At 65.1% G+C, this 11,876-nt stretch carries 4 protein-coding genes; all 4 read right to left on the bottom strand.

Going from position 1 to position 11,876, the window contains the following annotated elements:
* Positions 1-60 precede the first annotated feature (60 nt).
* Positions 61-2,280, bottom strand: a complete 2,220-nt coding sequence (glgX, locus tag HV711_RS23110; RefSeq protein WP_035478990.1) for a glycogen debranching protein GlgX — start codon at positions 2,278-2,280, stop codon at positions 61-63.
* Positions 2,281-2,443: 163 nt separating this feature from the next.
* Positions 2,444-4,654, bottom strand: coding sequence for a 1,4-alpha-glucan branching protein GlgB (glgB, locus tag HV711_RS23105; protein WP_028362147.1), 2,211 nt, complete (start codon positions 4,652-4,654; stop codon positions 2,444-2,446).
* Positions 4,647-8,114, bottom strand: coding sequence for a maltose alpha-D-glucosyltransferase (treS, locus tag HV711_RS23100; protein WP_035478987.1), 3,468 nt, complete (start codon positions 8,112-8,114; stop codon positions 4,647-4,649). The genes glgB and treS overlap by 8 nt, the downstream gene beginning before the upstream one ends.
* On the bottom strand, positions 8,111-11,563 hold the full coding sequence (locus HV711_RS23095; RefSeq protein ID WP_063826547.1) for a maltotransferase domain-containing protein: 3,453 nt from the start codon (positions 11,561-11,563) through the stop codon (positions 8,111-8,113). Before HV711_RS23095 ends, treS begins: the two co-directional genes overlap by 4 nt.
* Positions 11,564-11,876 lie beyond the last annotated feature (313 nt).

The following is an 11,876-nucleotide window of genomic DNA, read 5'->3' as shown; positions in this document are numbered from 1 at the left end:
CACCATTCGGTTTATGCCGTCGGATTGCTCACACGCCGTTCGCGCGTGGCCGCCCGCAAGCTAGGCATTCGGCGACGCATCGCTCGCGGGCGGAAGCTCGCCGGGCTCGGGCGGCAACGCGGTCAGAAGCCGCGAGCCGTGCCGCGGTCCCGCCTTCCAGCCCGCTTGCCAGTCGGCCTCGCCGACGGGTTGCGCGGCGAGTATCACGAGGCCATGCGCGGCCACTTCGAGGTCGGTCGCAGCGAGCCGGTGCGGCGCGCTGTGCGTATCCGCAGTGTCTAACAGCACGTGCCATTCCAGGTGCGGCGCAGGGGGCGTAAAACGCAGTGTTTCCGCACTCGCGTTGAGCATCATCAACAATACTTCTGTTTCGCCGCTCAGGCCCGGGCCCGCGCGCCGCAACGTGAAGGCGCGGCCTTCGGGGTCTTCCCAGGCTTCGATGGTCAGCGGGTCGCCGTTTTCGTCGAACCAGCCGACGTCGAAAAGCCCCGGCAACACTTCGCGGTCGCCGAACAGAAAACGCGTTTCGCGCAGGAGCGGATGCCGTTTGCGCAGCGCCACCACGCGCGACACGAACTCCGTCATCTGATGGCCGTCCGGCGATTCCGCGCGTTCCCAGTCGATCCACGATATTTCGTTATCCTGGCAGTACGCATTGTTGTTGCCGTCCTGCGTGCGCAACGACTCGTCGCCGGCGAGCAGCATCGGCGTGCCGAGCGCAATCAGCAGCGTCGCGATCATCGAGCGCGCCACGCGTTTGCGCGTGGCGAGAATCGCGGGATCGTCGGTCGGTCCTTCGACGCCCCAGTTGCTGCTGCAGTTTTCGTTATGGCCGTCGCGGTTCCCTTCGCGATTCGCCTCGTTGTGTTTGTGCTCGTACGCGGTAATGTCGGCGAGCGTAAAACCGTCATGCGAGGCGACGAAATTGATCGACGCCCAAGGCTTGCGAAAGCGCCGGTTGAACAGATCGGCGGAACCGGTCAGGCGCGCGGCGAGGTCCGGGCGCAGGCCCGCGTCGCCACGCCAGAAACGCCGCACGGTATCGCGGAAACGGTCATTCCATTCGCCAAAACCCGGTGGATGATTGCCAAGCTGATAACCGCCGGGGCCGATGTCCCACGGCTCGGAAATCAGCTTGCGCTGCGACAGAACCGGGTCCTGGCGCACCGCGTCGAAGAAGCCGGAGCCGGGATCGAAACCATGCGGCTCGCGCCCGAGCGTCACGCCGAGATCGAAACGGAAGCCGTCGATGTTGAACGCCGTCGACCAGTAGCGCAGCGAATCCATCACCATCTGCAGCACGCGCGGATGCAGCAGGTTCACGGTATTGCCGCAGCCGGTGTCGTTGATGTGATGCCGCTCGTCGCCAGGAATCAGGCGGTAGTAGCTCGCATTGTCGAGACCGCGCCACGAGACGGTCGGCCCCATTTCGTTGCCTTCGCAGGTGTGGTTGTAGACCACGTCGAGAATCACTTCAATGCCGGCCGCGTGCAACTGGCGCACGGCAATGCGCATTTCATCGAGCCGGTGCGTGCTCAGATACGACGGCTCGGGCGCAAAGAAAGCCGCCGTGTTGTAGCCCCAGTAATTGCGCAGGCCGCGCTCCACGAGAAAACGGTCGTTGAGAAACGCATGAACCGGCAGCAGCTCGACGGCGGTCACACCGAGCTTCAGCAGATGCTCGATAAATTCCGGCGACGCCAGCGCGGCAAACGTGCCGCGTTCGTGCTGACGCAGATCAGCACGCAGCATGGAGGCGCCGCGCACGTGCGTTTCGTAGATGACGCTTTCGCCCCACGGCACATTTGGGCGCTTGTCGTGCGACCAGTCGAATGCTTCGTCGATCACCACGCATTTGGGCATCGCGGGAGCGGAGTCGCGCCGGTCGATGGAAAGATCCGCGCGATTCGAATGCACGCGATAGCCGAACAACGCATCCGACCAGCGGAACTGCCCGACGAGCTTGCGCGCGTACGGGTCGAGCAACAGCTTGTGCGGATTGAAGCGCTGTCCTTGCTGCGGCTGATACGGACCGTGCGCGCGAAAGCCGTACGCTGTGCCCGGATGCGCATTCGGCAGATAGCCGTGCCAGATCTCGTCGGTGCATTCGGGCAGCGGAAAGCGTTTGATTTCCTTGCGGCCGGTGGGATCGAACAGGCAAAGCTCGATTTTCTGTGCGTTCGCCGAGAACACCGCAAAGTTGACACCGAGGCCGTCCCAACTGGCGCCGAGCGGATAGGGCGAGCCGGGCAGAAGCCGGTCGGGCATTGCATGCGACATGGTTCCCCTTCCTTGTTCTGCTTTGATGAAATGCCGCGGCGCGGTGCTCCATGCTGTGCTCTACGCGGTGCTCGAAACAACGAGCGCGCGGCCCTTCGTCATACGGGCCGCGCGCTCGCCTTCGACGGAACCGGGCCGTGGCCGATTCCGCCGACAGTGCCGCTCAGTCGGCGCGCAGCACGATCGTGGCGAGCGGCGGCAAGGTCAGGGAGGCCGAATGCGGCCAGCCGTGGCTCGCTAGCGCGTCGGTGTGAATCACGCCGCCGTTGCCCATATTCGAGCCGCCATACACGCTAGCGTCCGTGTTCAACACCTCCGACCAGCGCCCTTCGCGCGGCATGCCGATGCGGTAGCCGACGCGCGGCACCGGCGTCATGTTGCACACCACGACGAGTTCGCGGCCCGCGCCGTCGGTACGTCGATACGCGAACACGCTGTTGGCGCTGTCGTCGCCGATCAGCCAGTTAAAGCCGCCCGGCTCGCTGTCGAGCAGATGCAGCGCGGGCTCGTCGTGATAGAGGCGGTTCAGGTCGCGCACCAGCAATTGCACGCCGTGATGATGGGCATCGTCGAGCAGATGCCAGTGGGGCGACGCGTCGTGATTGAACTCGGCGAGCTGGCCGAATTCGCCCCCCATGAAAAGCAGCTTCTTGCCCGGGTGAGTCCACATGAAGCCAAAGTACGCGCGCAGATTCGCGAACTTCTGCCAGGTGTCGCCGGGCATCTTGCCGAGCAACGAGCCTTTGCCGTGCACCACTTCGTCGTGCGAAAGCGGCAGCACGAAGCGCTCCGAATACGCGTACACCATCCCGAACGTCATATTGTGATGATGGTATTGGCGATAGACCGGATCTTCGTGCATGTAATGCAGCGTGTCGTGCATCCAGCCCATGTTCCACTTGAACTGGAAACCGAGGCCGCCGTCTTCCACGCGGGCCGTGACGCCCGGCCACGCGGTGGATTCCTCGGCAATGGTGATCGCGCCCGGCACGCCCGGCACATAGCCCACCTCGTGATTCAGGCGCTTGAGGAACGCGATCGACTCGAGATTCTCGCGGCCGCCGTAAATGTTCGGCACCCACTCGCCGGCGGCGCGCGAATAGTCGCGATAGAGCATCGACGCCACGGCGTCCACGCGCAGGCCGTCCACGTGATAGCGCTTGAGCCACGCGAGCCCCGACGCAATCAGGAACGCGCTCACCTCGTTGCGGCCGAGGTTGTAGATCATCGTGTTCCAGTCCTGGTGGTAGCCTTCGCGCGGATCGGCATGCTCGTAAAGCGGCGTGCCGTCGAACTGCACGAGACCGTGCGCGTCGTTCGGAAAATGCGCGGGCACCCAGTCGATGATCACGCCGAGCCCTGCCTCGTGCGCCTTGTTGACGAAGAGCGCGAACTGCTCCGGCTTGCCGAAGCGCGCCGACGGCGCGAACTGCCCGAGCGGCTGATAACCCCACGATCCGCCGAACGGATGTTCCGCGACCGGCAGAAACTCCACGTGCGTGAAGCCCATGGTTTTCGCATACGGAATCAGGCGCTCGGCGAGCTCGGCCCAATCGAGACCGCGCTGGCCCTCTTCGGCGACGCGCAGCCACGACTCCGCATGCACTTCGTAGATCGAGACCGGCGAGCGCGGCGTCTGCTTTTCGCCGCGCGACTGGATCCAGTCGTGATCGGTCCACGGAAACTGCTCGATCTCGTCGACATGCGCGACCACCGACGCCGTGCCTGGCGGCTTCTCGCTTTGCATCGCGCAAGGGTCGGCCTTCAACGGCAGCGGATGACCATCGCGCGCGAGCAGTTCGTACTTGTAGCGCGTCCCCGGGCCGACGCGCGGCACGAAGAGTTCCCACACGCCCGCCTGATGCCGCAGACGCATCGGATGACGGCGCCCGTCCCATGCATTGAAATCGCCGACCACGGAGACGCGCCGCGCATTCGGCGCCCACACTGCGAAGCGCACGCCCGGCACGCCGTCGAATTCCATCGGGTGGGCGCCGAGGCATTCGAGCACCGCATACGGGTCGCCGTTCGCGAGACGCCCGAGCGGTTCATCGCCGAGCACGGGGCCGAACGAGTAGGTGTCCTCGATTTCCTGCACGACGCCATGCCAGTCGATGCGCAATCGATACGGCACGGCCGAGCTCACGCGGCCGGCAAAAAGCCCGGGACGCAGCTGCTGAAGTTCGCCGAGGGGTGCGCCGTCGGCGCGCGCGATCACGCTGACGTGCGCGGCATTCGGCAACAACGCGCGCACCACCGGACCCGCGTCCGTGTGATGCAGCCCGAGCTGCGAGAAAGGATCGGGATGGCGCGCCTCGACGAGCGCGTCGATGTCGAGCGGCTGAAGGCCTGCGGCCGGATCGTGTTCACTCATAGTCGCCCTCGGCCGGATGAGGCGGGGTGGCGGCGTCTCGCGCCTCGGTTGAAGGATCATGCGGCGCACCGGTGTCGCCGAGCAGCCGGCTCGCGAGCGCCGCGAGACCGCGCACCGGCAGGCTGAGCCACGTCGGACGGTTGGCCGCTTCATAGCGGACTTCGTACGCGGCCTTTTCGATCAGGAACAGATCGAGCAGCGCCTGTTCCGCCTCGGGCGCGACGAGCGGCGTCGGTGCTTCGGCGGTGGCCGCGCGGTATTCCTTCAGGAACGTCTCGGTGGCGTGCGCGCGGAAACGGTCGAACAACACGCGCTTGCGGTCCGCGGTCTGTTGCGGCGCGGCTTCCGTGGTGGACTGCGCGGCGGCGCTCGCATACGACAGTGACCGCATCAGCCCGGCCACGTCGCGCAGCGGACTCGATTTCCGGCGACGCTCTTCGAGCGAACGTGCGGGCTCGCCTTCGAAGTCGATCAGATACGCGTCGCCCTGCGCGACCAGCACCTGCCCGAGATGGAAGTCGCCGTGAATACGAATGCGCAGCGCCCGCGTGTCCGCCGATATGAGTCGATTCACGGCTTCGACGAGCGCCGCGCGCCGGTCGATCAGACTTTGCGCGAGCGCTTTCGTCTCGGCATCGAGCAGCTGGTCGATGCGCGGTGCGAGCAGGTCGAGCGCGCTCGCGAGCATGGACTGCGTGCCGTCGACCCACGCCTTCACCTGGTCGGCGTCGGCGGGTTCGGGCGAGAACGCCGGGTCGTCGGTCGGCGAGGCGAGCGCGACATGCAGCTCGCCGAGCCGTCTGCCGATGATGCCGGCGAGTGCCGCGTAGCCTTCGAGCAGAATGGCCTCGTTGGCGCGATCGGGGGCCGACGACGTCTCCGTGTCGACCGTGATCGCCAGCTCGTCGACCGAGCGACGCAGATAATCGAGCGACCAGTTCCACGCATCGCCCTGATTGTCGACAAAGCCTTGCAGGATCGCGAGCGTATGCGGCACGCCTTCGGGATCCACGCGCACCACTTCGCCGAAGAGCGGCGCGGTGTTGGCATAGCCGAGCTGCGTCAGATAGCGGCTGATTTCCGCTTCCGGATGAATGCCGCTCACGAGACGCCGCACGAGCTTGAGGACGGCGGCGTCCGCGATGATCAGGGAACTGTTGCTCTGTTCCGCCGCGAGCCAGCGGATTTCCGGGCGTTCGCCGAGACCGTCGAGCTCCGTGAAGCGCTCAGTCGGAATGAACCGGATCTCGCTCTTCTGCACGGTCGGCACGACTGCGCGCTCGCGCAATTTACGCAGCACGCCGTGCGCGAAGATCGGCAGCGCGAATGCGTCGGTCAGATGCCCGACGTTGCGGCCGCGCCGCACACGTGCCAGCGCGAGCTGCAGAAAGAGCGGCGTGGTCGTCTCGCCGCCCCACGTGATTGCAATCGGTACGACGTAGCGTTCGGTGTGGTCGCCGACGTCCGCTTCGATTTCGGTGAACGCGAAGCCGCCGTTCGGTATCGTGGTCAACGCGGCGAGCCGCACGGCATGCATCTTCTGATCCTTCGACGCAAACCAGCGGCGGCGGCTCAACCAAGAAGGCAGCACTTCCGACTCGAGCAGCCGCACGTTTTCGGGCGTCGGGCCGGTCTGGCCTTCGCGGATCACAATGGTGACGAACTCGGGCAACGGCTCGGGGTGCGCCTGCGCCCACGTCGGACGCTGACCGCCTTCGCACAGCAGGAACCACAGGAAGCCGTACGGCGGGAACGTCAGCAGATAAGTCAGTTGGCCGATGGCAGGGAACACGGAGTCGGCGGTCATTTCGATCGGCACGGCGCCGTTGAACTCGGACAGATCGAGCTCGACCGCCTGCGGTGCGCGCGACAGATTCGCCACGCAAAGAATGGGCGGCTCGCCGGGCATTTCACGCAGATACGCGAGGATCTTGCGATTCTCCGGTTTCAGGAAGCGGATCGTGCCGCGCCCGAACGTCTGTTTCGCGCGACGCGTGGCGAGCATGCGCCGTGTCCAGTTGAGCAGCGAATGCGGATCGCGGCTTTGCGCTTCGACGTTGACGGCGTCGAAGCCGTAGAGCGCGCCCATTACCGGCGGCAGCACGAGTTGCTCGGGATCGGCGCGCGAGAAGCCGCCGTTGCGATCCGACGACCATTGCATCGGCGTGCGTACGCCGTCGCGGTCGCCGAGGTGAATGTTGTCGCCCATGCCGAGTTCGTCGCCGTAATAGATTACGGGCGTGCCGGGCATCGAGAGCAGCAGCGAATTGATCAGCTCGATGCGGCGGCGGTCGCGCTCCATCAGCGGCGCGAGACGGCGGCGAATGCCGAGGTTCAGGCGCGCGCGGCGATCGCTTGCGTAGGTGTTCCACAAGTAATCGCGCTCGGAGTCCGTGACCATTTCGAGCGTGAGCTCGTCGTGATTGCGCAGGAAAATCGCCCATTGATTCGACTCGGCGAGGTCCGGCGTTTGCCGCATGATGTCGGTAATCGGAAAGCGGTCCTCGCTCGCAATCGACATGTAGATGCGCGGCATCAGCGGGAAGTGAAATGCCATGTGGCATTCGTCTTCGTCGCCGAAATATTCCTTCACGTCTTCCGGCCACTGGTTGGCCTCGGCGAGCAGCATGCGGTTCGGATACTCGGCGTCGATGGTCGCGCGAATCTTCTTCAGAATCGCGTGCGTTTCGGGCAGGTTCTCGTTGTTCGTGCCCTCGCGTTCGACGAGGTACGGCACCGCGTCGAGCCGCAGCCCGTCGATGCCCATATCGAGCCAGAAACGCATGATTTGCAGCACTTCCCGCAGCACCGCGGGATTGTCGAAGTTCAGATCGGGCTGATGCGAATAGAAGCGGTGCCAGTAATACGCGCCCGCGACCGGATCGTGCGTCCAGTTCGACGGCTCGGAGTCGATAAAAATAATGCGCGTTTCCGGATACTTCTTGTCGGTGTCGGACCACACATAGAAGTTGCGATGATTCGAGCCGGGCTTCGCGCGCCGCGCGCGCTGGAACCACGGGTGCTGATCCGACGTGTGGTTGATCACGAGTTCGGTAATCACGCGGATACCGCGCGCGTGCGCTTCCTGAATGAAGCGTTTGACGTCGGAAAGCTGGCCGTAGTCGGGGTGCACGTTACGGTAATCGGCAATGTCGTAGCCGTCGTCGCGCCGCGGCGACGGGTAGAACGGCAGCAGCCAGATCGCGTTCACGCCGAGTTCGGCAATGTAGTCGAGCTTCGCGATGAGGCCGGGGAAATCGCCGACGCCGTCGTTATTCGCATCGAAGAACGACTTGATGTGCACCTGGTAGATGATTGCGTCCTTGTACCAGAGCGGATCGTCGCTCAGCGCGGCGGGCTTGCCGCGGCGACGCGTGCGCGCTTTCGTTGCAGCAGCGGTTGCGGTTGCCGTGCTTGCGCTTGCCTGCGATGCGGTCTCTGAGGAATCGTCACGCTTCATATCGCACCTTCCGTCGGGGTAGGGTTGCCGGCGTCTGCGTGAGGGGCGCCGGTCGGATCGCTGTCGGCTTCCTCGGGACGCTCGGCAGGCAGGCCGCCGAGCGGCGCGATGCGCCAGATCGAAAAAGGCTGGCCCGGGCCGAGCCGCACGTGCTGCCAGCGGCCATGCCATTCGAAGCGGGCGCCCGTCATCTGATCGGTGACTTCGAGCGGGCCGTGGTCATGCAGATTCCATTTCTGGAATGTCTCCCACGACAGCTCGATATCCGCGCCCTGTTCGTTGAACGGATCGAGATTGATTGCGACGACGATCACGTTGTCGCGTGACTCGGTTGCCTTTTCGAAGAACAGAATGTTGTCGTTGTGCGCGGGCAGGAACGTGAGGCCGAGATGCGTTTGCAGCGCGGGATTCGCGCGGCGAATCCGGTTCAGCGCGGTGATTTCGGCCACGATGTTGCCGGGCCGGTTCCAGTCCCACGCGCGCAACTGGTACTTCTCGGAGTCGAGATATTCTTCGCTGTTGGGCAACGCGGCCGCCTCGCACAGCTCGAAGCCGCTATACACGCCCCACAAGCCGGCCAGCGTCGACGCGAGCGCCGCGCGAATCAGAAAGCCCGTGCGTCCCTGGGACTGCAGATGACGCGGATTGATGTCCGGCGTATTCACGAAGAAATTCGGCCGGTAGAAATCGCGCGCACCGGTTTGCGTGAGTTCGCTCAAGTACTCGATGAAATCGCGCTTCGACTCGCGCCACGTGAAATACGTGTACGACTGCGAGAAGCCGATCTTGCCGAGCCGGTTCATCATGCGCGGGCGCGTGAATGCCTCGGCGAGGAAGATCGTCTCCGGATAGCGCGAGCGCACGTCGTTGATCATCCACTCCCAGAACGGCAGGGGCTTCGTGTGCGGATTGTCGACGCGGAAAATATGCACGCCCGCTTCGATCCAGAACAGAATCACGTCGCGCAAGGCGAGCCACAAGTCGGGCTTCGCGTCGTGCGCGTAAAAGTCTGGGTTCACGATGTCCTGATACTTCTTCGGCGGATTTTCGGCGTAACGCAGCGTGCCGTCGGGACGCCAGGCGAACCACGTGGGATGTTCCTTCAGCCACGGATGGTCCGGCGAGCATTGAATCGCGAAGTCGAGCGCGATTTCGAGGCCGTGCGCTCGGGCGGCGGCCAGCATAGCCTTGAAGTCGTCGAGCGTGCCGAGTTGCGGATGCACCGCCGTATGGCCGCCTTCCGCCGCGCCGATGGCATAGGGGCTGCCCACGTCGCCGGGCTGCGCGTTCAGCGTATTGTTGCGGCCCTTGCGATTCGTCATGCCGATCGGATGAATCGGCGGAAAGTACAGCACGTCGAAGCCCATGTCGCGAATGCGCGGCAGCTTCTTCGTGACATCGGCGAAGGTGCCGTGGCGCGATTCGTCGTCACTCATCGAACGAGGGAAGATCTCGTACCAGCTCGCAAAGCGCGCGGCGGTGCGCTCGGCGTCGATCTTGTAGGTCACCGGATCGCGGCTCAGAAACGGGCGGTGGCGCGCGGCGGTCATCGCTTTCGCGGTGGCGGGGTCGAGCAGCAGCTTGAGCTTCGTCTCGTCGTCGGCTTTCTTGAACTGCGTGACGATATGTTCGAGCGGCGCCTTGTCCGCGCCTTCGGCTGTTTCCACTTCGGCGAGCACGAGCGCGAACAGATGCGCGGCTTCGTCGAGTTCTATCTCGACGGTCTGGCCTGCCTTCAGCTTTTTCTCGACGTGCTCGACGAGCGAAGCGAAGTCGTCGCGCCACGCAATCACGGTGAATTCATGACGGCCCATGCGTTCGAGCGGAATGCGCGCCTTCCAGATGTCGAGGCCCGCCGGTTGCGCCGGAGCCATCAATACTTCGTGCCAGGTGTTTTCGTCGGCGGCGCGCCACAGCACGGCGGCGGCGATCTTGTCGTGGCCTTCGGCGAAAATCGCGGCGCTGATCTCGGCGCGTTCGCCCACGCTGCGCTTGGCCGCGAAGCGGCCGTTGTCGACGGAAGGCATCACGCTTTCAATCGCGACGCGCGGCGCGTTGATCGCTTCGAGCACCGTCTTGCGTCCGCTGCGCTTGCTGTTCGCTTTGTCGATGGGCGGCGCGAGACAGATCGGCTTTTCCGTCACGGCCTGAAAGAGACGCACCGCGCCGGGCGCGAGCGTGAACGGTGTCAACGCCGCGGGCGACGCGCGTCCCGGCGCATCGAGCGCAACGAAGCGCGTGAAGTTGCCGGGCACGCCGGCAAGGAAGCGCGCCGGATCCACGCGCACCGGCGCACCGAGTTCGGGATTGATCGCGATCAGCACCGCTTCGCCGGCCTCGCGCAAGTCGGGCTGATCAGCGCGCAGCAGCACAGCGGCGGGCGCGCCCGGTCCGCTCAACGGGCGCAGTTCGCCGTTCACCTGCAGCGCCTTCGCGTTGCGCAGCAGTTCGTTGGCGTGCGAGATGGGTTGCGACAGGTCGAAGCGTTTCGCCTGGCACGCGAGTGCGAACTGCGACGCGTCGCCTCGTGTCTGCGACATCGGTTCGCTCACGCCATATTCGAAACCCATCGGCATCATCCAGCCGGTGCCGACAGCGGACGCGGTAAAGAGCGCGCGCCGATAGGCCCGCTCGACGCTGCCCGAATCATGCGGATCGCTCAGCTCGGCGGCGAGCCGCGTGCCGTACGGCGCTTCGGGGAAAGCAATCGGCCCGCCGATGCGCGCGAGCGCGGCGTGCTCCTCGACCATCCAGCTTGCGCGATAGTCCCACCAGCGCACCGACGAGAACACACTGTCGAAGCCCGCGCCTTCGAGTCCGGCAAGATCGCTGCGGGCGAGGCCCGGCGTGGCGGCGAGAAAGCGCACGTCGGGATGAGCCGCGCGCACGGGTTCGCGCAGTTGGCGCCACACTTCGACCGGCACGCGATGCGGCGAATCGAAGCGAAAACCGCCGATGCCCGCCGCGGCGAGCGCGAGCAGTTGCTGCGTCCACCAGTCGGCGAGCGCGGCACGCGTGCCGGCATCGCTGAAGTTGGCATACGCGACGTTGTCCTCGCGATGCACGTGGCGCGGATCGAGGCGGGCTTCTTCCGTTTCGAGCGGATGGAACCAGTCCGCATGCTCGGCGTAAAGCGCGCCATCGGCGGCGACGCGGTCGATCACGAGATCCGCCAGCAAGGTGAGGCCGTGCGAACGCGCCTCGCCGGCGAGTGTGCGGATGGCGTCGCCGGCGGGCTGCTCGGCTTCGAACACCGGATGCAGGCGCGCGTGGTTGCCGACCACCTGGCCATGGCTCGCGCGCCCCGGCTCGAAGAGACTGCCGATCAACGCGTGATCGAAGCCGAGCGCGGCCGCATGAGCGAACTGCGCAGGCCACGCGTCAAGCGGCCCAACCAGAAGTGAATGAAAAAAATAGATCCGCGGCGCGTACCCGTTTGGAGGTTCCATCGGTCGTTTCCAGATTTGTCCTGCTGCGGTGTGGATGCAATTGGCATGCGATCACAGCGCTCATTGGGCTTCTAGAGCCGGCTGCCGCGCGATCCGTAGACTGACGGCGCGTACTGGTCAATGTAGTGCAAAGATCGTCACGCCGCTGGCCAGTTACGGGTGCCTCGCCGCCAGGCGTCGCGACTCGGGCCGGCCAGAACGTCTGCGGAAGTCAGCAAAGCCTGTGCCAGTGAGCGGGGCCAGGCGAGCGTGCGAGGGCTGCGGGTGCCCTTGCAGGAAGGGTGCGGCGAAGATCGGCGCGCGACGCTGCGAG

It is taken from the genome of Paraburkholderia phenoliruptrix (assembly GCF_902859825.1).
Lineage (GTDB): Bacteria > Pseudomonadota > Gammaproteobacteria > Burkholderiales > Burkholderiaceae > Paraburkholderia > Paraburkholderia phenoliruptrix.
The sequence above is the reverse complement of the archived record's forward strand: the minus strand, read 5'-3'. Positions and strand labels throughout refer to the sequence as shown.